The sequence below is a fragment of the Pseudomonas sp. FW305-E2 genome (assembly GCF_058782925.1).
This window is the reverse complement of sequence record NZ_JBYSYE010000012.1, coordinates 21,933-45,922: the sequence shown is the minus strand read 5'-3', so window position 1 is coordinate 45,922 and position 23,990 is coordinate 21,933. Positions and strand designations below refer to the sequence as shown.

The 23,990-nt window shown below is 62.1% G+C and carries 19 protein-coding genes; 11 read left to right on the top strand and 8 right to left on the bottom strand.

The window, feature by feature from the left end:
• The first annotated feature begins 35 nt into the window (after positions 1 to 35).
• Genes AC3WLP_RS12355 through AC3WLP_RS12340 form a run of 4 tightly spaced genes read left to right on the top strand, consistent with a single transcriptional unit; the run spans position 36 to position 6,988 of the window.
• Positions 36 to 2,204, top strand: coding sequence for a type VI secretion system Vgr family protein (locus tag AC3WLP_RS12355; protein WP_088512745.1), 2,169 nt, complete (start codon positions 36 to 38; stop codon positions 2,202 to 2,204).
• The gene (locus tag AC3WLP_RS12350; protein ID WP_088512746.1) at positions 2,201 to 3,124 is read left to right on the top strand and encodes a DUF4123 domain-containing protein; all 924 of its coding nucleotides are present in this window, start codon (positions 2,201 to 2,203) and stop codon (positions 3,122 to 3,124) included. The genes AC3WLP_RS12355 and AC3WLP_RS12350 overlap by 4 nt, the downstream gene beginning before the upstream one ends.
• A complete protein-coding gene (locus AC3WLP_RS12345; protein WP_492576159.1) occupies positions 3,117 to 6,107 on the top strand; it encodes a T6SS effector BTH_I2691 family protein in 2,991 nt (996 codons plus the stop codon). The genes AC3WLP_RS12350 and AC3WLP_RS12345 overlap by 8 nt, the downstream gene beginning before the upstream one ends.
• 2 nt (positions 6,108 to 6,109) lie before the next feature.
• A complete protein-coding gene (locus AC3WLP_RS12340; RefSeq protein ID WP_088512311.1) occupies positions 6,110 to 6,988 on the top strand; it encodes a DUF6708 domain-containing protein in 879 nt (292 codons plus the stop codon).
• A 209-nt stretch (positions 6,989 to 7,197) separates the two neighbouring features.
• Here the strand turns inward: AC3WLP_RS12340 and AC3WLP_RS12335 are convergent, their stop codons facing one another.
• Positions 7,198 to 9,384 carry an OsmC domain/YcaO domain-containing protein gene (locus AC3WLP_RS12335; protein ID WP_088512312.1) on the bottom strand — a complete coding sequence of 729 codons (2,187 nt, stop codon included), beginning with the start codon at positions 9,382 to 9,384 and terminating at the stop codon, positions 7,198 to 7,200.
• A 269-nt stretch (positions 9,385 to 9,653) separates the two neighbouring features.
• Here AC3WLP_RS12335 and AC3WLP_RS12330 point away from each other — a divergent pair, with 269 nt between their 5' ends.
• The 3 genes from AC3WLP_RS12330 to AC3WLP_RS12320 are packed head-to-tail and all read left to right on the top strand — an operon-like array spanning position 9,654 to position 13,726.
• Positions 9,654 to 10,109, top strand: a complete 456-nt coding sequence (locus AC3WLP_RS12330) for a (2Fe-2S)-binding protein (RefSeq protein WP_003256023.1) — start codon at positions 9,654 to 9,656, stop codon at positions 10,107 to 10,109.
• Entirely contained in the window at positions 10,109 to 12,364 is a 2,256-nt protein-coding gene (locus AC3WLP_RS12325; RefSeq protein WP_088512313.1) for a xanthine dehydrogenase family protein molybdopterin-binding subunit, read from the top strand. Before AC3WLP_RS12330 ends, AC3WLP_RS12325 begins: the two co-directional genes overlap by 1 nt.
• 18 nt (positions 12,365 to 12,382) lie before the next feature.
• A complete protein-coding gene (locus tag AC3WLP_RS12320) occupies positions 12,383 to 13,726 on the top strand; it encodes a c-type cytochrome (protein WP_012052021.1) in 1,344 nt (447 codons plus the stop codon).
• A 69-nt stretch (positions 13,727 to 13,795) separates the two neighbouring features.
• Here the strand turns inward: AC3WLP_RS12320 and AC3WLP_RS12315 are convergent, their stop codons facing one another.
• From AC3WLP_RS12315 to AC3WLP_RS12300, 4 genes are all read right to left on the bottom strand, one after another.
• A complete protein-coding gene (locus tag AC3WLP_RS12315) occupies positions 13,796 to 14,584 on the bottom strand; it encodes a substrate-binding periplasmic protein (protein WP_088512314.1) in 789 nt (262 codons plus the stop codon).
• A 207-nt stretch (positions 14,585 to 14,791) separates the two neighbouring features.
• Complete coding sequence (locus AC3WLP_RS12310; protein ID WP_019751104.1) at positions 14,792 to 15,433, bottom strand: LysE family translocator; 642 nt, start codon at positions 15,431 to 15,433, stop codon at positions 14,792 to 14,794.
• Positions 15,434 to 15,482: 49 nt separating this feature from the next.
• Positions 15,483 to 15,683, bottom strand: coding sequence for a DUF1289 domain-containing protein (locus AC3WLP_RS12305; protein WP_003256032.1), 201 nt, complete (start codon positions 15,681 to 15,683; stop codon positions 15,483 to 15,485).
• 8 nt (positions 15,684 to 15,691) lie between these two features.
• The gene (locus tag AC3WLP_RS12300) at positions 15,692 to 16,009 is read right to left on the bottom strand and encodes a hypothetical protein (RefSeq protein WP_003256033.1); all 318 of its coding nucleotides are present in this window, start codon (positions 16,007 to 16,009) and stop codon (positions 15,692 to 15,694) included.
• A 315-nt stretch (positions 16,010 to 16,324) separates the two neighbouring features.
• On the opposite strand from AC3WLP_RS12300, the gene AC3WLP_RS12295 reads away from it, so the two are divergent.
• Positions 16,325 to 18,070, top strand: coding sequence for a BCCT family transporter (locus AC3WLP_RS12295; RefSeq protein ID WP_088512315.1), 1,746 nt, complete (start codon positions 16,325 to 16,327; stop codon positions 18,068 to 18,070).
• An 80-nt stretch (positions 18,071 to 18,150) separates the two neighbouring features.
• Here the strand turns inward: AC3WLP_RS12295 and AC3WLP_RS12290 are convergent, their stop codons facing one another.
• The gene (locus AC3WLP_RS12290) at positions 18,151 to 18,630 is read right to left on the bottom strand and encodes a VOC family protein (protein WP_088512316.1); all 480 of its coding nucleotides are present in this window, start codon (positions 18,628 to 18,630) and stop codon (positions 18,151 to 18,153) included.
• Positions 18,631 to 18,815: 185 nt separating this feature from the next.
• Positions 18,816 to 20,159: an OprD family porin gene (locus AC3WLP_RS12285; RefSeq protein ID WP_004577481.1), complete on the bottom strand. Its 1,344-nt coding sequence runs from the start codon at positions 20,157 to 20,159 to the stop codon at positions 18,816 to 18,818.
• A 271-nt stretch (positions 20,160 to 20,430) separates the two neighbouring features.
• Between AC3WLP_RS12285 and AC3WLP_RS12280 the strand changes: the two genes are divergently transcribed.
• A complete protein-coding gene (locus AC3WLP_RS12280) occupies positions 20,431 to 21,081 on the top strand; it encodes a TIGR04211 family SH3 domain-containing protein (RefSeq protein ID WP_014860045.1) in 651 nt (216 codons plus the stop codon).
• 66 nt (positions 21,082 to 21,147) lie between these two features.
• Here the strand turns inward: AC3WLP_RS12280 and AC3WLP_RS12275 are convergent, their stop codons facing one another.
• Positions 21,148 to 22,026: a LysR family transcriptional regulator gene (locus AC3WLP_RS12275; protein WP_004577483.1), complete on the bottom strand. Its 879-nt coding sequence runs from the start codon at positions 22,024 to 22,026 to the stop codon at positions 21,148 to 21,150.
• Positions 22,027 to 22,182: 156 nt separating this feature from the next.
• Between AC3WLP_RS12275 and argC the strand changes: the two genes are divergently transcribed.
• Both argC and AC3WLP_RS12265 read left to right on the top strand, forming a co-directional pair.
• On the top strand, positions 22,183 to 23,124 hold the full coding sequence (gene argC / locus AC3WLP_RS12270) for an N-acetyl-gamma-glutamyl-phosphate reductase (RefSeq protein WP_012052017.1): 942 nt from the start codon (positions 22,183 to 22,185) through the stop codon (positions 23,122 to 23,124).
• Between the two features lie 75 nt (positions 23,125 to 23,199).
• On the top strand, positions 23,200 to 23,886 hold the full coding sequence (locus AC3WLP_RS12265; RefSeq protein WP_003256043.1) for a GNAT family N-acetyltransferase: 687 nt from the start codon (positions 23,200 to 23,202) through the stop codon (positions 23,884 to 23,886).
• The last annotated feature ends 104 nt before the right edge of the window (positions 23,887 to 23,990 follow it).

Here is a 23,990-nt window from a genome sequence, read left to right as displayed (position 1 = left end):
GCTTTTCGAATACTCAGAAGGCGGAAAGGATATTTATGCCTAGCCAATCTGATTTACGCTACAGCTTTGAACCACTCGTGGGCAACACTGAGTTCGAAGTGGTGTCGTTCGAACTACGAGAAGGGATCAGCACACCCTTCGAACTGGAGCTGAAATTGATCAGCTTCGAGAACGATATCGACTTCGGCCACCTGCTCGACAAACCGGTGCTCTTCACCATCTGGGAAGGCGGACGCCCAGTACGCTACGTGCACGGTCTGGTCAGTCGTTTCAGCCAAGCGGAAAGTGGCTTCTACCGCACCTACTATGACGCGCTGATCGAGCCACAGCTGGCCCGTGCCAGCCTGCGTTCGAACTGGCGCATCTTCCAGCAGAAGACCGTGCCGCAAATTCTTGAACTGATGCTCAAGCGCCAGGGCATCGACCAGTACGCACTACGCGCCAGCCTGGACCACCAGGTGCGCGAATTCTGCGTTCAGGCCGGCGAAACCGACCTCGACTTCATCGCCCGCCTGGCGGCCGAAGAAGGCTTTGTCTACCGCTTCGAGCACAATGAAAAACGCCATAAGCTGATCATCACCGACAGACTGCAGTCACTCGGTCTGATAAGTCACGGTGTCATCAAACACGAGGACGACGCCGAAGGCTTCTACCGTGAGCGTGAACCGTCAGCCCCAGACACCGTGCTGTACCATTCCAACCACGGCGGCGACCAGCCTCAACCGTGCCTACGGCGCTTGCGCTACAGCGAACAGGTGCGTACTGCACGGCAGGTTCAACGCGACTACACCTTCACCCACCCGGCCTATCGTCAGGAACACAGGGCCTCGGGCCCCTATCTTGAGCACCAGTCCACGGACTATGAGTGCTTCGACTACCCCGGCCGTTACAAACGCGATGCCGTTGGCAAGCCGTTCACCGAAAACCGCATCACCGGCTTGCGCCATGACGTGCGTATTGCCCAAGTGCAAGGCGACGATGTGCGCCTGCAACCAGGCCTGAGCTTCACCCTGACCGGGCACCCGCGCGAAGACCTGAATGTGCATTGGCGGGTCAGCACGGTCCGCCACGAAGGCAGCCAGTTCACCAGCCTGCAGGAAGAAGCTGCCGGGGCCGACCAGGGCACACGTTACGAGCAAAAGGCGGTACTGGTGCCAGGCAGAACCGAATGGCGCCCAGCCCCGTTGCCCAAACCACGCGTTGACGGCCCGCACATGGCCACCGTGGTGGGGCCGCCCGGTGAAGAGATCTACTGCGACGAATGGGGCCGGGTCAAGGTCAGCTTCCCCTGGGACAGAGAAAGCCAGGACAACGCGTTCAGTTCCTGCTGGGTACGCGTCTCCCAAGGCTGGGCCGGCGGCAGCTGGGGCTCGATGGCCATCCCACGGATTGGCCAGGACGTGATCATCCACTACGTCAACGGCGACCCCGATCAGCCGATGATCACCGGCCGTACTTACTGCGGTAACCAGCTGCCACCCTACGACCTTCCCCGTCACAAGACCCGCATGACCATCAAGAGCCAGACCCACAAGGGCGATGGCTTCAACGAGCTGCGCTTCGAGGACGAACTGGGCCAGGAGGAAGTGTTCATTCATGCCCAGAGGGACCAGAACAATGTGGTCAAGCACGATGAGACTACGCAGGTCGGCAATGACCGCAAAGAGCAGGTCGATCACGACGAATCGATCCTGATCGGCCACGACCGTACGGAAACGGTTGGCAATGACGAGCACATCACCATCGGGCAGGACGCCGCGCTCGACATCGGCAGAAACCACACGATCAGGATCGCCAAGGACCGTGTCGAAAACATCGGCAATCACCGTCACGACCAGATCGCCGCCAATCACCACACCCGTATCGGTGGCAACTTCGAGCAACGGGTCGAAGGGCATGCCGAGCTGGAAGCCCGTGGGGATATCCGCAGACGTACTCGCCGTTATGAACTTCGAGCCTCGGAAGCCGTGGTCATCCAAGGCCCTGGTGGCTCCATTCGAATCGACGAAACGGGCATCACCCTGGACAGCCCGACGATTCGCATCACCGGCCAGATGCTCAAGTCGGCAAATGGGACGACAAGCCCATTTTCCATCAGCAGTGCCCCGAACACCGGCAAGCCTCTGGAGCGCTTGTGTGGGCGCCGCCCTGATGGTACCTGCCCCCTGCCCGATTGCCGCTGTATCCGAGGGCCAGGCCAATGACTACAACGCCATCAGCTGCTCCGCGCAGCGAAGACTTCGCTCATAACTGCCGCTTTCTGCTGCTCATGACCAGGGCAATCGAGTACTGGGCCTATCGGCCCATCCCGCAGGAGGGTGAACTGGTTCCTGCTTATGCCCCATCGGTACTCGAGCTTATCAACGCTGTCAGCCGGAATACTCAAAAGGCATGGTTATGGAAGAACAGCGCCCTGGATGACCGTCATGAGTTTGGGCCTTTGCTGGTGGACGTTGCAGACGCTCACGAGCTGCTTGCCCATGCAATCACGACCTGGATGCCTATCGGTGGAGCCATCGCGCTGGATGCCGAGGTTGGCCTGGCAGGGCTGGCAGACCACTTCACCAGCCTGGTGCAGGTCGTGCTCCCTGACCACAGCGTTGCCACTCACCATGTCACGCCGGACCATCTTGCAGCCTGGCTGAATGCGCTGGACGACAACCATCGCAAGGCCTGGCTTGGCCCGGTGTCTCGGTTGGCATGGCGAGTCAACTGGGGGCCGGCTCATGAGTGGAAGACACACGAAAACATGCCGATTGCTGCCCGCTCAAGATCAGAACTGCCTTTGACCCTCCAGCCGCTTGAACTTGATCGGCTGCAAGCAGGCATGCACGAGCACTTTGTCCTCTCATTGGCGCATGAGGTCTTGGCCATGCCGCCCTATGCCAACCATACCTTGGCGGACATACGCCTATGGATAGAAACACTCCTGCCTCAACTGACAGCCCTCAATTTCCGGAGCGAGGAAGTTGCGGGCCAATTCATTCGGCTGATAGCCGGGCACATGTGGCTGATGAGCAATGACAAGGCGGGAAAAATCTACACCAACCTCGAAGAGTCGCCCCAGGCCCGCCTTCGCGAGCTCCAGGCACTGGTCGAAAGCAAGGAGCCTGCCCATGACTAACGCCTCCGTCAGCAGCGCCACCTCCGGCCCTGCCTGCAGCGCACGCGTGCCCATCCTGCCGGTGCGCTACGCCATCGTACCCCGCACCGGCGACGCCCCCGCCTGCCGCTATGCCGATGCAGGCTTCAACCTGGAACAAGGCTTCGCCCCGCTGCAGCACTCGGCCTACACCCTCCGCGCTGTGCGCCCAGGCTATGTCTACGTGTTCATGAAAGGCCCTCTGGGCGAAAAGCTGGTCATTCATGAGCACGTCGGCGCGGGCCTCTACAAGGAGCTGCGCTACCAAGGGCTGGAGGAGTACCACCGCCGTGAGCGCTACCTGTCCGGCCAGAGCACGGGCTGGGTGTGGGCCGACACCTGCCAGGACACGGCCAAGGAAGTGTGGATCGGCTACAGCCCGCACCTGTGGACCAACGCCATCACCGCCCGTATCACCGGTTCGGCAGCCCTGCGCAAACGGCACATGCGCCAGCTGGACATGGCCGAGCTGGTGAGCGGCAACCCGGCGCCGTCCACCCAGCCCCATGTGTTGCCAGTGAGTGCCCTGCAAACCTGGGTCGAAGACTTCAAGCCAACCGAGCGGCGCATGCCGCTGACCTGGAGCAGCGACCCGGTCACCGAAACCTTGCCCATCGGCAACCTCAATGCCATCGCCCGCCACTACCCCTGGACCCAGCCGAAAGTGCCAGTGGTGGTGGCGCTCGCCGACGCCGAAGGCATGGCCCTGGACCTGAGCCTGTCGGTCTCGGCCTACCAGCATCAATTGCGTGACCTGATGCCGGCCGAGCAACTGGAGCACACAAGACCCGCCCAACCTCCCGAGCAGGAGCGCGTGCCAGCGTGTTACCGGCTGGATGCCGAACAGCTCAGCCCGCAGAGCCGCGACTTTCACCATCGCAACCTGGTCGCCATGCTGCTGAACAAGACGCTGGAAAGCCTGTACCCGGCGGATGCCCCTTCACCGGAACTGGCCGCGTTCAGGCTGGGCACGTCACGCCGGGGGCCTGCCCTGTCGCCGGCCGAGTCCCATTTCCAGGCCCTCACCCATGAAGATTACTCCCCCAATGGCGCGCGCCTGGCACAGCGCCTCGATGTCGACAAATACCGGCGCTTCCTCGCCGAACGCGACGCACTGGAACGGCGGATTGCCGCCCTGCGCAACCTGGCCTTGCAAGCCAGCAACGATCATGACGCCTGGCTGGCGACGGCCGAACCCCAACACATTGATAACCCCTACAGCCTGGCTGCGGCACTGGCCTGTTACGACCGCGACGAACGCACCTCCGCCCGTGGTCTGGAAATCTCACTGGCGTTGCTGATCCACCCGATGGGCCAGCCGACACCTGGCACCGAAGATCATGACCGACGCTTCAAACGCCTGGAGCAATGGCTGGACCAGCACGACAGCCCGCTTTACACCGCCTTGGCGCCGTTCAACCCGTTCAAGGATAAAGCCGATTCGATCGGCTCTTTGTTCGGCGCCAGCGACAACGTGATCGAAGGGCTGGCTGGTCGCTTCCCGGCCATGGCTGACATCACCGACCTCACCGCCCAGTCGGTCAATGCCGTGGTGCTCAAGCGCCTGCGTGGCCAAACCCGTTGGGATGCCAGCCATGGCCTGCGGCGGCAAGTGTTGCTGGCAGCGCGTGAGGCCAATGCCGAGAAAGCGCTGGGGTTGTTGGCGGCGCGCTATCGCATCACCGAGCAGGCCGTTACGGAAAATCCCTTTAGCCAGGAGGTGCAGCGGTATTTGAAGAGCGGCATGGCGCAGGTTGAAGAGATGAAAGCGTTGCGCATTTCGGGTAGCCGCACGGTGTCCATTGAGCTGACCACCAGTGCGCGTGCGAAACCTAACTTTCTGGGGCTGCTCACCTCGGGGGGTGGTGGTGGTTTAAACGCGGGGATGCTGTGGTTCAACATCTTATCGCTCAAGACGGCCTACAACAGCCTGCAGAAGAGCGATGCACCGGAATACACCCTGGGGTTCGCTTCATCTGTTTTCGGGGTGATTGGTGCAGCGGCGGCGACATTGGTCAGCGTGCGGGCAACGCATAAGGCCGTCATGCTGAGATTAAGTGCCACAGCGCCGGGCATGGCCTTTGGCAATGGGATTATCAAGTTCTTGAGTAGCAATTTGTTTGCGCGTTTAGCCGGATACCCGGCGATTGCACTGGGTTTTTTCGCGGACGGTACTAAGGCGCTACGACAGTACGAAAATGGTGATCTAACTGCAGCCGGTTACACTGTCGCGGGCGGGTTCACCATGGCTATTGGTTCCGCTGTCGTCCTTGAAGCAGGACTTGCAATTGCAGGCGTGACATCGGTTGTGCCCTTTGCCGGATGGGCCGCCGCTGCCCTTGTCCTCGTAGGCGTAGCCATCATCGCAGGAGGCCTCTACCTACACGCCAAGGCACATGAACGCCTTCACAGCCCAATAGAACTGTGGGCAGCACGTAGCATATTCGGCAATCGCATCAATGATGGAGAGTCGCACGCCGACATCAACTTGGACTTTGACAAGAAACTTCCTGCTTTCACCTCACTGCAAACAGAAATTAAGGCTTGGCACAATGAACATTACGGGCCCAAGCTACTATCCGCCGAGCAGGCCCTATCCCTGGGCATAACTAACGCCGACACCCGATGGCATCAGAATAACCACTGGTCGCCGCCAAATTGGACAGCTATCACACATAACGAAGTAGCCACCCCCCAACCAACCGTAGAGTTCACAGTGCTGCTGCCTGCATTCAGGCTAGGCGTAAGTGAATGGTCAGGAAGTTTGAGCTCCGTCCGTGACAACCACGGAATTGACGTTTTTCCAATCAGCCCGACCGGCCACCTCGTAGATGCTGGCTTAGTTCTACATTTCGAAAACACCCTCGCCAACCAAAATCATGTCTCACTTCATCTAACCTACAACGCCAATCAAGGCTTGGACGAAGACAATGAGACCCTGTCAACTTTTCGTCTGGAGCGCTGACCATGGCAACCATCTGGATATTCAACTCAATGTCAGACTCTGGACACAAGCCCTCTATCACAGGGCAACTATTAAGCTTATCCGACACCATTTTATGCTTAAGGAATCCATGGATCACAGACTCTGTCTTCATGGGGAAGCTGTATTGCGCGATAACTGTTCTGTCACTTGCCGGCTTTTACCCATATTTACTATCCAGGGATATATGGCGCATGTACGAAACCGCTCCATTATTAGCGACTGGATTCTTGCTTATGCCTTTCACTTTCCTACCTTTCCTCATTTATCGGATATATTTCATAAAACGCTTATCAAGTTTCTGCTTCAATCGGTCAACCCAAAAAATCTATTACCAACGTTTGAGCAAGGTACTCGTATTCGAATGGGCCGACACCGGAGGTGGCATCTTCAAGCGCACCGAATACGGCGGTTCATCATTCAGCACCAGCTATGCCCTCGCCTTCGCCCCCCGCCGGGAAGACGGCAGCCTTCACCAAAAAGACTGCCTGTGGGTCGACAGCAACGAACCCACCGAACCCGGCGTCAAGCATGTGGCCGAAGTGTGGGAATACCTCCGCCACTTCATGGACCACGGCCCGGACAAACTCCCCCCGCCCGGTGAACCCAACTGGTGGCACAAGCCACTCCACGCCATCTGCCTGACCCCGGCAGAAGCCTGGCGCCACTATGCCCCCTGGCGAACCGGCGAGCCCGGTGAAATGCAGGGCAAAAAGAACTGGCAATTGCCGTTCTGGGCCGTGCTGTTTCCCTACAACCTGACCGTCGCCCTCTGTTGGTACTGTGTCTGCAAGCTTTTCAATGTCCGTGCAGCGCCACCACCGGCGGAGGCTTTCGAAGGGGGGCCTGCTAAGCCCGAATAGTTACCACCTGAAGTGGATAGGAAGAGAACGCTAAGCGCCTGGATGGCAACGCGGCAAGACAGAATGGGGATGGCGCCCAGATCAAAGGGCTGTAGGACGGCGCCTGACTTAGCGCAGGCAAGCCAGCGTCCACAGGTTCGGCACAAATCTCAAGAGCGGTGCAATACCTGTGGCGCTGGCTTGCCGGCGATGATTGGGCGCAGCGCCTGTCAGGCGAACTTGGCCCGGGCCGCGTGCAGCTTCTTGTAGCTGTCGATCAGGCGCAGGTGGCGATCAAGGCCTTCGAGCTTCATGCTGGTCGGGGTCAGGCCATGGAAGCGCACACTGCCGTCCACCGAACCCAATACCGCGTCCATGCGCGCATCGCCGAACATACGGCGGAAGTTGGCTTCGTAGTCATCCATCTCCAGTTCGTCATCCAACTGCACTTCCAGCACCACGTTCAGCGCCTGGTAGAACAGGCCGCGGTCTACGGTGTTGTCGTTGAACTGCAAGAATGCCTCGACCAGTTCCTTGGCGTCCTCAAAACGCTGTACCGCCAGGCAGATCAGCAGCTTCAGCTCCAGAATGGTCAGTTGGCCCCACACTGTGTTTTCATCGAACTCCACGCCGATCAGCGTGGTGATGGTGGTGTAGTCATCCACATCGCAATTGTCCAGGCGCTTGAGCAGCAGCTTGAGCGAGCGGCTGTCGAGGCTGTGCAGGTTGAGGATGTCGGCACGGAACGACAAGGCGCGGTTGGTGTTGTCCCAGATCAGGTCCTCGACCGGGTAGATTTCCGAATAGCCCGGCACCAGGATGCGGCACGCGGTGGCGCCAAGGTTGTCGTACACCGCCATGTACACTTCCTTGCCCAGGTCTTCGAGGATGCCGAACAGGGTCGCGGCTTCCTGCTGGTTGGAGTCCTCGCCGTGCCCGGAGAAGTCCCACTCGACGAATTCGAAGTCGGCCTTGGCGCTGAAGAAGCGCCACGACACCACGCCGCTGGAGTCGATGAAATGCTCGACGAAGTTGTTCGGCTCGGTCAGCGCGTGGCTTTCGAAGGTGGGTTGCGGCAGGTCGTTCAGGCCTTCGAAGCTGCGGCCCTGCAGCAGCTCGGTGAGGCTGCGCTCCAGCGCCACTTCCAGGCTCGGGTGGGCACCGAACGAGGCAAACACGCCACCCGTGCGCGGGTTCATCAAGGTCACGCACATGACCGGGAACTCGCCCCCCAGCGACGCATCCTTGACCAGCACCGGGAAGCCTTGCTCTTCCAGGCCCTGGATGCCAGCGAGGATCGCCGGGTATTTGGCCAGCACCTCTTGCGGCACGTCCGGCAGGCACAACTCGCCCTCGAGGATTTCGCGCTTCACTGCCCGCTCGAAGATTTCCGACAGGCACTGCACCTGCGCCTCGGCCAAGGTGTTGCCCGCGCTCATGCCATTGCTGAGGAACAGGTTTTCGATCAGGTTGGACGGGAAGTACACCACCTGCTGGTCGGACTGGCGCACGAACGGCAGCGAACAGATGCCCCGCGCCGTGTTACCCGAGTTGGTGTCATACAGGTGCGAACCACGCAGCTCCCCGTCAGGGTTGTAGATCGCCAGGCAGTGCTCATCGAGGATCTCGGCCGGCAACGCGTCGCGCGGGCCCGGCTTGAACCACTGCTCGTTCGGGTAGTGCACGAACGGGGCGTTGGCCAGGTCTTCGCCCCAGAACTGGTCGTTGTAGAAGAAGTTGCAGTTGAGGCGCTCGATGAACTCGCCCAGCGCCGAGGCCAGCGCAGCCTCCTTGGTGGCGCCTTTACCGTTGGTAAAACACATGGGTGACTGCGCATCGCGTACGTGCAGCGACCAGACGTTGGGCACAATGTTGCGCCACGAGGCGATCTCGATCTTCATCCCCAGCCCGGCGAGGATGCCCGACATGTTGGCAATGGTCTGCTCCAGCGGCAGGTCCTTGCCGGGGATATAGGTGCTGGTGTCCGACACCGGCATCAGCAGCCCCTGGGCATCGGCATCGAGGTTGTCGACCACCTCGATCACGAACTCAGGGCCGGTCTGCACCACCTTTTTTACCGTGCAGCGGTCGATGGAGCGCAGGATGCCTTGACGGTCCTTGTCGGAGATGTCCTCGGGCAGTTCGACCTGGATCTTGAAAATCTGGTTGTAGCGGTTTTCCGGGTCGACGATGTTGTTCTGCGACAGGCGGATATTTTCGGTGGGGATATCGCGGGTCTGGCAGTACAGCTTGACGAAGTAAGCCGCGCACAAGGCCGAAGACGCCAGGAAATAGTCGAACGGGCCGGGGGCCGAACCATCGCCTTTGTAGCGGATAGGTTGGTCGGCGATCACCGTGAAGTCATCGAATTTGGCTTCGAGACGGAGATTGTCGAGAAAATTGACCTTGATTTCCATGCGGGATTACCGTGATTTAAGCGTGCAAAACGAAATTGGCCGGCATTATCCGGGTTTTCGTTGCGCAAGTCCTGTTCAACGCCGACTGCAGGCTTGATTTTTCGAAGCTGGCTTGCGTATTCCGCCGGATTACTTGCCTGATCCTCTGAAGCCACCCCGCCACCAGACCAGCGGTCATCCTGCTGTGCTAGCGTTTCTGCACCGGGGGACAACGTATTCCCCATGCAGATAAAACATAGCGACAACAACCGTGACGGGCAGGTGAAACCATGGAACTACGCATCAACCAGAAGACCTATCAGGTCGAGGCGGACGCCGACACGCCCCTGCTGTGGGTAATCCGCGATGACCTGGGGCTGACCGGCACCAAGTATGGCTGCGGCTTGGCCCAGTGCGGCGCCTGTTCGGTGCTGGTGGACGGCAATGTGGTGCGCGCCTGCGTTACCCCGGTGGCCGGTGTGGTGGGGCGTGAGGTCACCACCATCGAGGCGATCGAAGCCGACCCCGTCGGCAAACGGGTGGTCGCCGCCTGGGTCGAGCACCAGGTGGCTCAATGCGGCTATTGCCAGTCTGGCCAGGTCATGGCAGCCACGGCGCTGCTCAAGCACACGCCCAAACCCAGCGATGCGCAGATCGATGCAGCCATGGTCAACCTGTGCCGCTGCGGCACCTACAACGCCATCCATGCCGCCGTGCATGACCTGGCCCAGGGGGAACAGGCCTGATGAACACGCCAGTCGATACACCCGCCGAACTGCTCAGGCTGCAGCGGGGCGAAACGGTCAACCTGTCACGTCGGCGCTTTCTTGCCGGCACCGCAGTCGGTGCCCTGGTGCTAGGTTTCGGCCTGCCCATGGGCTCGGCCCGCGTGCAGGCAGCAGCCGCCGCTGCGGCAACCGCGGAACGCGGCACCCAGGTGCCTGCATTTCTGGAGATTCGCCCGGACGGCACGGTGCGCCTGCTGAGCCCCTTCATGGAAGGCGGACAAGGCCCTTTCACCGCCATGGCGCAGATTGTGGGTGAAGAGCTGGATGTCGACCCGGCCCATTTCGTGGTCGATAGCGCACCACCGGGCGAAGCCTACGTGGTGATGGAGAACGGCATGCGCATCACCGGTGGCAGCATGTCGGTGCGCATGAGCTACCCCACCATGCGCCGTCTGGGCGCGCTCGCCCGGGGCATGCTGCTGCAGGCGGGCGCCGAACACCTGGGTGTACCGGTCGATGAGCTTTCTACCACGCCGGGTAACGTAGTACATACCCCGACCGGACGTTCCGTACCCTACGGTGAACTGGCCGGTCGCGCCATGGACCTGCCGGTGCCCGACCCGGCCAGCATCAAGCTGCGCGACCCCAGCCAGTTTCGCTGGATTGGAAAGCCCGTACGCCGCCTGGATGCCTACGACAAGTCCACCGGCAAGGCCCAGTACTGCATCGACATCAAAGTCGACGGCATGCTCCACGCGGCCGTGCAGCATGCGCCGCGCCTGGGCATGACGGTTGGCAGCCTGCGCAACGAAGACCAGGTCAAGGCCATGAAAGGCGTACATTCTGTGCATCAGCTGCCAGGCGCCGTGGCCGTGGTCGCCGAGCGCTGGTGGCACGCCAAGCGTGCAGTGGAGGCGATGCAGGTGGACTGGAAAGAACCGGCCGCCGACAGCAAAGTGCGCCCGATGCCGGCCGATTTTTCCAGCGACGCCTGGCGCGAACACCTCGCGACGGTGCAAGGGCCGTCCCGTGATGAAGAGAACGAAGGGGATATTGCCGGCGCCTTGGCCAACGCCAAGACCCACGTCGAGGCCAGCTACCACAACCAGTACCTGAACCATGCCCAGCTGGAGCCACCGTCCGCCCTCGCCCGCTTCAACCCGGACGGCAGCCTCGACGTCTGGCTGCCCAACCAGGCCCCGGACATGTTCCGTGACGACATTGCCAGACGCACCGGCCTGGAGCCTGCACAAATCAACCTGCACTCGCCGCTGCTGGGCGGCTTCTTTGGCCGCCACTTCCTGTACGACTCTGCCAACCCCTACCCGCAGGCCATTGCCCTGGCCAAAGCGGTTGGCCGGCCCGTGAAGCTTATCTGGAGCCGCGAGGAGGAGTTTTTGCGCGATGTACTGCGCCCCGTCGCAGTGGTGAAGTTCCGCGCCGGGCTGGACGCAGACGGTATGCCAGTGGCGCTCGAAGCGGTCAGCGCCACCGAGGGCCCAACCGAGGCCCTTGCTGGAAAACAAGGGGAGAAGATCGACCCGACCGCGCTTGAGGGGCTGTCAGGCAAGTCCTACGCCATCGCCAACAAGCGCATCGCCCAGATCTATGTCAAAGGCCCGGCCATGCTCGGTTACTGGCGCTCGGTAGGTAACTCGCTGAACGACTTCTTCTACGAATCATTCCTGGACGAACTGGCTGACAAAGGTGGCAAGGACCCGTTTGAACTGCGCCTGCACCTGCTGCGCGACAACCCGAGACTGACCAACCTGCTGAACGCAGTGGCCGACTTGTCCGGCGGCTGGAAGCGCGGACCGTTCACCGCCGAGGATGGCAGCAAGCGCGCACGCGGCGTGGCCATGGCCTCACCGTTCGGCTCGGAGGCTGCGGTCATTGCCGAGGTTTCCATCGACAACGGCCAGGTCAGGGTGCACGACATCTGGCAAGCCATCGACCCAGGCAGCATCGTCAACCCGGCGATCATCGAGCATCAGGTCAACGGCGCCGTCGCCCTGGGCCTGTCGCAGACGCTGGTGGAAGAAGCGGTGTACGTGGATGGCAAGCCGCGCGCGCGCAATTATGACCTGTACCCGATCCTGCCGCCTTCGCGCATGGCCCGGGTGCATGTGCGCATCATCGAAAGCGGGGCGAAGATGGGCGGCATCGGCGAACCACCGCTGCCCGCCGTGGCCCCGGCGGTGGCCAATGCGGTCGCGCAGCTCACTGGCCAGCGCGTGCGCAGTTTGCCATTGAGCCGCCACACCTTCAGCTGATCGCACAAGGGACGCCTCATGACCCATCGTTTCGCAAGAACCGCTGGCTGGCTGGCGCTGCCGTGCCTGGTCGCGGCAGGCCTGCTGGCCTGGTATGTCACCCGTGAACCCGCATCGCCGTTTGCCGACGCACAGGCCACTGCTGCCGACCCAGCGTTGGTCAGCCGCGGCGAATACGTAGCCCGGCTCAGTGACTGCGTGGCCTGCCATAGCCTGCCGGATGGCAAACCGTTCGCCGGCGGGCTGGAAATGGCCACCCCGCTGGGGGCAATCCACGCCACCAACATCACCCCCGACCGCGACAGCGGTATCGGTAACTATACCCTGGCTGACTTCGACCGCGCCGTGCGCCAAGGTGTGGCGCCTGGTGGCCGACGCCTGTACCCGGCTATGCCTTACCCGTCCTACGCCAAGCTCAGCGATGATGATGTCAAGGCGCTGTATGCATTCTTCATGCACGGCGTGCAACCGGCGCGGCAGGCCAACCTGGCCAGCGACATCCCCTGGCCGCTGAACCTGCGCTGGCCCATCGCCTTGTGGAACGGCCTGTTCGCCGCCACCACGCCATACACCGCCAAGGCCGGGCAGGATGCACAGTGGAACCGTGGCGCCTATATCGTCCAGGGCCCCGGACACTGCGGCAGTTGCCATACGCCACGCGGCCTGGCCTTCAATGAAAAGGCGCTGGATGACAGCGGCAAGCCGTTCCTGTCCGGCGCACTGCTCGACGGCTGGTATGCACCCAGCCTGCGTGCCGACCACAATACCGGGCTGGGGCGCTGGAGCGAGGCCGAGATCGCGCAGTTCCTGAAGACCGGGCGCAACCGGCATGCAGTGGTATATGGTTCGATGACCGAGGCGTTCAACAACTCCACGCAATTCATGCGTGACGACGACCTGGCCGCCATCGCCCATTACCTGAAGTCGCTGCCCGGCGACCCTCAACGTGACGGCGCACCCTGGCAATACCAGGCCGAATCGCTAGCGACGCGGTTGGACAGCCCAGGAGCGCGCACCTACGTGACACGCTGTGCGTCATGCCACGGCCTGGACGGCAAGGGCCAGGCCGAATGGATGCCGCCCTTGGCCGGGGCAACCTCGGCACTGGCCAAGGAGAGCGCCTCGGCAATCAATATCACGCTCAATGGTTCGCAGCGGGTGGTGGCTGCAGGGGTGCCGGACGCCTATCGCATGCCGGCTTTGCGCGAACAGCTGAGTGATCAGGAGATTGCCGACGTGCTCAGCTTTGTGCGTACGGCCTGGGGCAACCAGGGTGGTGCGGTGGATGTGCAGGCGGTAGGCAAGCTGCGTGGGCATACCGACCCGGCCAGCAGCAGCCCTATCATCTTGCATATGCGTTGAATTGGAGTGGCACATGTACCGACGCGAGGCTGCCCCCAACAAAGACTGCGCAGCACATGAGCCACTCTGTCACTGCCACCGCTCCAGATTCTGTTTCAACCACTGTTCGGGCAAGGCCCCGCCAACGATCTTCGCCATCTCCCGCGCCAGCGCCTCACGCAGCGGTGGCCGGTTGCAGGGCGACTCACGTGAGATTGCCAGGTACAACCCTTCGCTGGATACCGGTGGCTGCAACACCTGCACAGTGGCTGCGATGCCCAATGTGCGCGCCAGCGCCATGCCAGGATACTGCTCGTACACCACGTAATCGCTGCGCTTGTGCATCAGCTTCTCGAACGCCTGCCTGGCAGTGGGCACCGCTTCGAGGGTGAGATTGGCCTGGGCGTATTCATCGAATTGTTGGCCGTGGCTGTTGTTGACCAGAGTGCCACCCTTGCGGCCTTTGAGGTCGGCCCATTGCTGGTAGGCAAAAGCATTGTCCTGGCGCACCCAGATGACGCTAGGGGTGCGCAAAAATGGCGGGGGGATGAAGTCCACATGCTGCCGGCGCGCCTCGGTCAGGAAATACCCGGCCATCAAGTCGATCCGCCCAGTGCGCACGGCTTCCTGGGCTCGCGACCACGGCCCGGCGTAAACCACCTCTATGTCCAGCCCCAACTGCTTGCCCACGTATTTGAGCAGGTCGGCATTGGCACCGATCAATCGTTGAGGGTCTAGCGGGTCGCGCCACAGGTAGGGGGGGTATTCCGGGTTACCTGTGGCGGTCAGCCGTAAGCATGCATCATCCGCCACCGCAGCCAGGGGCAGCAGTGACAGGCACACCAGGAGCAAGACGTGGCGAAAGCAACGCTCGATCATCTACGACCCTCGGCACATGAAACACCCGGCGACCCGGCGTGATAGCCAAAGGCTGCCACCCACTGTGGCCGCCTGCAGCTATCGTCTGCGCGCTGTGGACAGTCTGGACCATCAGCAACCCGCAGACGAGTCTTTCATCGTCCAGTTGAAAAATCTGCCGAAGGACAGACAGTAAGGGCCTGCACGGCAGGCGACAACGTGGGTTTTTCAGGCACCCTGCCGTCGCATCGCCAGGATCGCCGCGCCGAAACCGATGAAGGTGGTGCCCACCACCCGGTTCACCCAGCGCGACAGCGACGGCCGGGTCAACACCCCTTTGGCCCGCGCAGCCAGGGCGGCATACGCGCTCAGCGAAGTGAGCGACAAGGCCACGAAAATCCCGGTCAAGGTCAGGAACTGCGGCAACAGCGCAGCGCCCTGGTCGATGAACTGCGGGAACAGCGCAGTAAAGAACATGGTCGCCTTGGGGTTGGTGACTGCAGTGAGGAAGGCCGATTTGAACAGTTTCAGCGGCGTGGGTCGCACCTTGGCCGCACGCTCTGCGGCCCCCTGCTCCAGCATCGGGCTCTTCTTCAGCAGTTGTCGCGCGCCCAGGTAGAACAGGTAGCCCGCGCCCAGTATCTTCACGGCATTGAACAGTACTTCAGAACTGGCCAGCAGTGCGCCTAGCCCCAGCATGGCCGCAGCCGACAAACAGAACAGGCCCGTGCCATTGCCCAGCGACGACCAGATCGCGCTGCGCTGGCCATGGGCAAGGCTGTTGTTGATAGCCATCAAGGTGGCAGGGCCGGGGCTGGCGATCGCGATGGCGGCGACCAGGGTGAACGCGAACAGCGAGTGAGAATCCATTTCAGGCTCGACAGACAATCAGGAAAGGCTGCGTGAATTGCACGCAGGTTCAGCTGGCATTCTGCCGCTTGGCCGCCTTTTTGGCGATAGCCTTCATTCGCGTCGCCGCCCGCTGCACAGTGGCCATTTTCTCGGGCCGCTTCATGCCCCGCCACTTGCGGATTTCGTCACGGGTACGGCCGCAGCTCACGCACAGTTCGCTGTTGAGCTGGCATAACGAGACGCAGGGGTTGTCGATGTCTTTGGCCATGCCACTGCTCAGCCAGGCAGCTCTGCTCGCGCACGTTCGCCTGCGCTGTGGAACACCTGGCGCACTTCCTCGGCCTTGACCTTGGTTACCGACCTGGCTGCCAGCAACTCTTCGACTACGCGCAAGCCCTGCTCGAGGGCTGTGGCCAGTTGCTCGGCGTCGGAGGCGTCAGCGATATCACCCAGATAGGGAGCAATGAGATACACGTAACGGTCCTGCAGCTTGAGCGCTTCCAGCGCGTCGAGGGCTTTCTGGAACCGATCGGCAGCGGCAGGGCTCATGCTCAATTTATCGAAATGAATCAGGCTCACACGGTCAGTGGCCATTATGACGAATCTCCGTTTCCTGGTGCGGCCAGGCCCACAAGCAGCAGCGCTTCTACGATGCTCGTATGTGCGGGCCCGGGTTATGCCCATCAGGGTACCAGAAGCCGAGGCAGAAAGGGCCACTGCTCCCAGAACTAAAAGTATTTGCCAAGTCGCGTAATGGACGCCCCAGGACGTTATGGGGACATGAGCCGCCATTTGCTGCGCAGGATAATCCCGCCAGCAATCCACCCCGCCGAGGCTGTCATCGCGCTCGGCAGCCCACACAACAACAAGCCTGCGCGCTCAGGCAGACACAATGGGGCCTCATCATACATGGCAAAGGAACACATCCCCGAAACACTCGATCTTGGCGTCACAGACCCCTCGAAAACCGCAGAAGCCCGCCAGGACCGGCATTTCGAGGGCAAGCTTGACTGGATTGTCTTTGGTTTCACCAGCCTTCTGGCCATCGCCTTCGTGCTCTGGGGCTTCCTCAACCAGGTCAGCCTGGCCAGCAGCGCCTCCAGCGCGCAATCCTGGGTCATTCTCAATTTCGGCTGGTTCTTCGTACTCACCTCCTCCCTGTTCGTGGTGTTCGTGCTGTGGCTGGCCGCCAGCCGTTACGGGCGAGTGCCGCTGGGCCGCGATGGCGAACAGCCAGAATTTCGCACGGTGTCCTGGGTAGCAATGATGTTCAGCGCCGGTATGGGCATCGGCCTGATGTTCTTCGGCGTGGCCGAGCCGCTGTCGCACTACATATCGCCGCCGCCCGGCTCGGCCAGCGGGCAGACCAGCGAAGCGATGCAGGTGGCAATGGCCACCACCTTGTTCCACTGGACCCTGCACCCTTGGGCCATGTACGCCATCGTCGGCCTGGTAATCGCCTACGGCACCTTCCGCCGTGGCCGCTCGCAGCTGATTTCCGCCGCCTTCCGACCCCTGATCGGCAAGCACGCAAACGGCCCTCTCGGCCGCCTGATCGACATGATGGCAATCTTCGCCACGCTGTTCGGCTCGGCCGCCTCGCTGGGCCTTGGGGCGCTGCAGATTGCCGGCGGCCTGGAATACAACGGCTGGATCGAAAGCCCCGGTAAACTGTTCTACATCTCGATCATCACCCTGCTGACCATTGCCTTCGTAACCTCGGCGGTGTCGGGCATCGGCAAGGGTATCCAGTGGCTGTCCAACACCAACATGGTGCTGGCACTGGTGCTGGCGGTGTTCGTGTTCATGGTCGGGCCGACGCTGCTGATGCTCAACCTGCTGCCGACCTCGCTCGGCATCTACATCAAGATGCTGCCGGAAATGATGGCCCGCACCAACGCCAGCGGCGGCGAGCAGATGAACAGCTGGCTGGCCGGCTGGACCGTGTTTTACTGGGCCTGGTGGATCTCCTGGACGCCTTTCGTGGGCATGTTCATCGCCCGTATCAGCCGCGGTCGCACCATTCGCCAGTTCGTTACCGGGGTGCTGCTGGTGCCAAGCCTGGTCAGCCTGGTGTGGTTCACCATCTTCGGTGGCGCCGCCATCGAGGCCGTGCGCGAGGGCGCCTTCCAGCTGGCCAACGGGGCGGTCAACAGTAACCACGCGCTGTACCAGTTGCTGGACAGCTACCCGCTGGCCTCGGCAACCTCGGTGCTGGTGATGATCCTGGTGGGCATCTTTTTTGTTTCGGGCGCCGACGCCGCTTCGCTGGTGATGGGCACGCTGTCGGAACACGGCACCACCGCGCCATCGCGACGCACAGTGATTTTCTGGGGGACGCTGACCGGTACGGTGGCGGCGATCATGCTGGCGATCGGCGACCCAGGTAACCCTGGCGAGGCGCTGACCGGGCTGCAGAACCTGACCATCGTCGTGGCCTTGCCATTCGTGGTGGTGATGGTGCTGCTATGCCTGGCGCTGTACCGCGACCTGCGCAAGGACCCGATGATGCTGCGCCACCTGCGCGGCAACGAGCTGATCGAGAAGGCCGTACTGTATGGGGCGGTGAAGCATGGGGAGGAGTTCTACATTGTGGTGCAGGAGAAGAAGGCATCGGCCAAGACAGCGGCAGAGGCCAAAGTAACCAGCAACTGACGGCGTCAACACGAAAACCACGGGCTGCCACGCAGCCCGTTCGCGATTCGAGGCCGCGCCTGCTGAAACACAGACCCGCTTCAACCTTTTAGCGCCGCCGCTATCTTCGCCACATCAATCTTGCCCATCTGCATCATGGCCTCGAACGCACGCTTGGCCGCCGCACGGTCGGAATGGCCGATGGCTTCGATGAGGATGCGTGGAGTGATCTGCCACGAAATCCCCCATTTGTCCTTGCACCAGCCGCAAACGCTGGCCTCGCCGTCGTTGCCGACAATGGCCTCCCACAAGCGGTCGGTCTCTGCCTGGTCCACGGTACTGACCTGGAACGAAAATGCCTCGCAGTGCTTGAAGGCCGATCCACCATTGAGCCCCACGCAAGGGATACCCATTACCGTGAATTCCACGGTGATCACATCGCCCTGCTTGCCTGAAGGGTAATCGGCAGGTGCCTTGTGCACAGCGACCACCCGGCTATCGGGGAAAGTTCGGGCATAGAAGTTCGCCGCCTCTTCGGCAGCGTGGTCATACCACAGGCAGACGGTGTTCTTGGCAGTCATGGTCTTGCTCCAAGATCGAAGGTGAGCCTTGAGTCTAGCCCCATAGCCCCGGCGTACCGGTAGCACCTGACCACCTGATGCAAATGCAGGATTGATAGGCGATCAAGCCGATAAAAAAAGCGCCCCAAGCGGAGCGCCAGAAAATCCACCCAAACCAAAGGAGCAACAAGGTTGCCAAGGTGGAATCACAGAATCGACAACGGGTACTCCACGATCAGCCGCACTTCGTCCAGGTCCGACTCGAACGCCGTGGCCCGGGTGGTGGCCTGGCGAACCCGCAACGACAGGTCCTTGGCCGCGCCCGTCTGCACCACATACTTCACCTCGATGTCACGCTCCCAGCGTTTCTGGTCGGTCAGCGGGTTGCCCGCAACGTCACGGCGCATGTAGGTGGCGTTGGCATTGGAGTAGTCAGCATCGGTACCCTTGCCGTAGCGTGTCATGAACGACAACCCGGGTACGCCGTAGGCAGCCATGTTCAGGTCATAACGCAGCATCCACGAACGCTCCTTGGGCGCGTTGAAGTCGCTGTACTGGATGGAGTTGTCGAGGAAGATCGAGTCGGACTGACGCAGGTAGTCGAAGTCGTCGTCGCCGTTGTTGCGCTGGTGCGTCAGGGCCAGGGTGTGAGCACCAAAGCGCACACCCAGCTTGGCGCTCCAGATGTCGTTGTCAAAGGCGCCCAGGCGCTGCTGCCCTTCATCCACAGCCTTGTAATAGTTGAAACCGCCAATCAGCGCCAGCGCCTCGCTCAGTGGCCAGCTCAGGCTGGTGCCGGCGTAGTACTGGTTCCACGCGTCCTTGAGCCGGCTACTGAACAGGCTGACGCTGACATGCTCATTGAGCCTGTAATCCCCCCCACCATAGGCGATCCAGGGCGAATCGACCGGGCCGCCATAGAAGGTCACGAAGTTCTCCCGCAGGTCGCTGGACATCGGCTGGCTCATGGCATGCAGACGCCCGGCTTGCAGGGTAAGGTCCTTGATGCTGGTGTTCTCCAGGGTCACCCCACGGAAGCTTTCCGGCAGCAGCCGCGAGTCGCCAGCCGCCACCACCGGGTTGGCCGGGAACACATCCCCCACCTTCAGTACCGTGTCGAACAGTCGTAGCTTGGCCGCGCCCCCCACCTTGGTGTATTCGTCACGTGCCTGGCCGTCGCGGTCAACCGGCAATACGTCGAAAGAACTGCGCCCGCCGTTGCGGCCGCCGCCCGTGTCGAGCTTGAGGCCAAGCATGGCAAACGCATCCAGGCCAACACCTACGGTGCCCTGGGTGAAGCCCGACTCGAATCGGGTAATCACGGCATGCCCCCAGGCCTCGGAGTAGCCGTTGTCAGGTTGTTTGCTCGGGTTGTGTGTGGGGGCCACAGAATCGCGATTATCGCGGTTGAAGTAGAAGTTGCGGTTAAGCACGCTGAGGGTGCTGCCCTCCATGAAGCCGTCCGCACTTTTTTCTGCAGCAACAACCTGGCTGCCAACGCCGGCCAGCGCCAGGCAAGCAGCCAGTGTCAGGGGTGATCTGCACGTCATCCGATGCTCCTTGAACGTCGCATTTGTTGTTATGTCGGCGGGCCAAGATTGACGGCCGGCAGATAACGCCAAGGTGATCGGCGCATTACAATTGCGTCATCGGCAACGCAGCGCTCTGGGGCGGGCACTGCAACATTCTGCAGACATTTCCGACACTAGGCAGTGAACCTGCTGACAAAAAAACGGTCTTTCGCTGACGGTCAACTCACCGACCGGTTCATCGGCCCAGTCACCGGGCCTACTTTTTGTCCTGTTTCAGCGAAGACCCAACATGCCCGATTCCCGCCCAAATGCTTCCGCCCTCCCTGCCCTGCGCATCGGCCTGATTGCCGCCCTGGTGGGCCTGGCCGCCCCCGTGCACGCCGAAGAGCCTGCCAGCGACGCACGCTGGGTCAGTGACAGCCTGAGCACCTACGTGCGCAGCGGCCCGACCGACGGGCACCGGATTGTCGGCACGCTCAAGTCCGGGCAGAAGCTGACCCTGCTCGGCAGCCAGGGCAATTACAGCCAGGTGCGCGGGCAGAACGGCGATGTGGTGTGGATCCTCAGCAACGACCTGCAGACAGTGCCCGGGCAGAACGAGCGCCTGCCATTGCTCGATGCCCAGGTCGCCGAACTGACCGGGCAGTTGAAGACCATCGACGACAGCTGGAAGAACCGCGTACAGGGCATGCAGGAAACGCTTGATTCGCGCAAGCAGCTGATTGACGAGCTGGAGGCGCGCAACAAGGCACTGAACGAGCAGCTCGATCAGAGCCAGTCGGACCTGCGCGATACCCAGGCCCGCCTGGGGGATGAGAACAAGCAGGTGATGATGCGCTACATGGTGTATGGCGGCAGCATTGCCGGTGCAGGCTTGCTGGCGGGGTTGATCCTGCCGGCACTGACCCGTGGGCGCAAGAAGAACGATCGCTGGTTCTGAGTTTGGCAAGGCGTCGGGGCTGGAACGTGCAGGCCTGCCACAGGTCTTGCAGCAGCGGAACCGCCCCTACCGCAACCGTTCCAACGCCTCCAGCACATACCCCGTGGCCCGCTCCACCTGCCCTTCCCGACACGCAATACCCAACTGCCGCCACAACCCCGGCCGCAGCGGTCGGCGGGCAATGCGCCGGTCCAGTTCGGTCGCCTCCCCCTCCTGCGGCAACAAGGTCGCTCCATACCCGGCGCCGACCAGGCTTTTGATCGCATCGTTGTAGTTCAGCTCGATCCGCGGTTCGGGGTACAACCCCGCCGCTGCAAACCACTCGCCGGTAACCCGCGACAGCTGGGTGGTGCTGTCGTTGAGAATCAACGCCCGTTGCGCCAGCCAGGCCGGGGTGATCCTGGCCGGTGGCTGCCAGTCGGCCGGCACATACGCCAGGATCGGGTCGCGCCGCCAGGGGGTAACCGTCAGCCCTTTGCCGGCCACCTGCGGCAAGGCCACAAGGCCGATATCCAGTGTGCCCTCACGCAAGCGCGCGAGCGACGCCTGGGAGGTCAGCACCTGAACCTGCACATCGATCCCCGGGTGCTCCACACGCAGGCGCGCCAGCGCCTGCGGCAGCAAATGGGCGATGGCACCGGTGGAGGCGCCCAGCCGCACACGCCCGGTCAACCCTTCGACCTGCCGGCGCACTTCGTCCAGCGCCAAGTCAGCGTCCGCCAGCAGGCGTCGGGCACGCCCCAGCAGTGTTTCACCGATGACGGTAGGCCGCACCTGGCCGCGGGTGCGGGTGAGCAACGGGGCGCCGATACGCGCCTCCAGCTCGGCCACGTGCAAGCTGATGGTGGGCGGCGCCAGGTTAAGCTGGCGGGCGGCCTCGGCAAAGGAGCCCAGGTCGGTGATGACCACCAATGTGCGGAGGCGGTCGAGGCTGATTTCGCGCATTGTTCAGAGCCGGCCCTTTTGCGGGTAAACCCACAGGTTCACCACGCGTTTCAAAACTCATTCAGAAAAGCTGAATGTATCGATCATCATATTCAAATTTTCATTACCAACGCTACGGGCGAGCATAGGCTATCTTTCCCCAACCGGACCCCGAGCATGCACACCCCTGTTGTTTTCATCGACGGCGACCAAGGCACCACAGGCCTGCAGATCCATGCCCGCCTGCAGGGCCGTAGCGATCTTCGCCTGTTGACCCTCCCCGAGGCCGAGCGCAAGGACCCGCAACGCCGCCGCGAAGCGATCAACAGCGCCGACATCGCCCTGCTATGCCTGCCCGACGACGCCGCCCGCGAGGCCGTGGCCGCAATCCACAACCCACAGGTGCGGGTGATCGACGCCAGCTCGGCGCACCGCACCACACCAGGCTGGGTGTATGGCCTGCCGGAGCTTGACGAACAGCAAGCCGAGCGCATCGCGCAAAGCACGCGTGTCAGCAATCCCGGCTGCTATCCCACCGGGGCCATCGCGCTGCTGCACCCACTGGTCAAGGCTGGCTTGCTGCCTGCGGACTACCCCCTGAACATCCACGCCGTGTCTGGCTATTCCGGCGGTGGTCGCGCGGCGGTCGAGCGGCACGAACAGCCCGGCGCCGCCAAAGCGCCGGCGCTACAGCTGTATGGCCTTGAGCTGGCGCACAAGCACGTACCGGAGATCCAGCAGCACGCGGGGTTGTCGGCGCGGCCGATGTTCATGCCCGGCTATGGGGCCTACCGCCAAGGCATCGTGCTGAGCATTCCGCTGCAGCTTCGCCTGCTGCCTGGACAGGTCAGCGCCGCGCAGCTGCAAGGCTGCCTGGAACAGCATTACCAGGGTGCCCGCCATGTTCAGGTGATGCCTCTGCATCAGGGCGGCGCTGCGGCAAACCTCGACCCCGAGGCATTGAACGGCAGCAATGACCTGCGCCTGGCGCTGTACGCCAACCCCGAGCATGGCCAGGTACTGCTCACCGCAGTGTTCGACAACCTGGGCAAAGGTGCCTCTGGTGCTGCCGTGCAAAACCTCGACCTGATGCTCGGTGCCTTACAGGCACACGGCTGATGCGGCAAAACCGGTTAGACTGTACACCCGCGCCAACACAGCGCGGGTCGTATTCTCATCCGCCGGAGCCCCCAGATGTTCATCCTGAGCCGCCTCGACAGCGTGCCACCCGAATCTTTCCAGAACCAGATCCGCGAGCTGGTCATTCACAATGTCGGCGAATTGAGCAGTGTTGCCATCGCTGTCGACAACCCGCTGTACCCGCTGTACCAGTACGGCGTCGGCATGGAAGTCCACCAGTATCTGCAAGCGCTGGACGGTGCCCGAGGTCTGGCCGTGGCACTTACCTTGGCGCTGGATGCCGAAGCACCGGACCAGTTGCTGGGCTTTGCGCTGTCGCTGCCAGCCCAGGACGATGGGCGGGCCTGTGCATTGGCCTTTCTGGCCGTGTGCGCCAGCCATCGCCGCCAGGGCATCGCCCGTGCTCTGCTGGGCGACCTGCGGTCGCGCCATGCCTGCGTGGAGCTGAACGCCTTTGCCAACCAGGTGCCGTGGTTCGAGGCGATGGGCATGCAAGTGGTGGCCGCCAATGGACCGCAGGTGCTGATGAGCAGTACCGGCCAGCCCAGTGGTGCGCTGATCGGGCGCCTGGACATTGCGCCGATTTATCAGACCGCTGAAGTGCTGCAGATTCACACCTATCTGCTTAACCAGCAGGGTGAGGATGCAATGATCGAAGCGGAGCAGATGCGCGATGAGCGGCTGGATGAGCTGACCGCTCAGGCCCAGGAATGTGTGCGCCAGCGCAAGACCGTGCATTGATCCAATGGCCTGTTCGCGGGCTTGCCCGCGCCCACAGGAATACCGTAAGGCCCAAGGCCGGTGATGTACCTGTGGGAGCGGGCGAGCCCGCGAAGAAGCCCCAT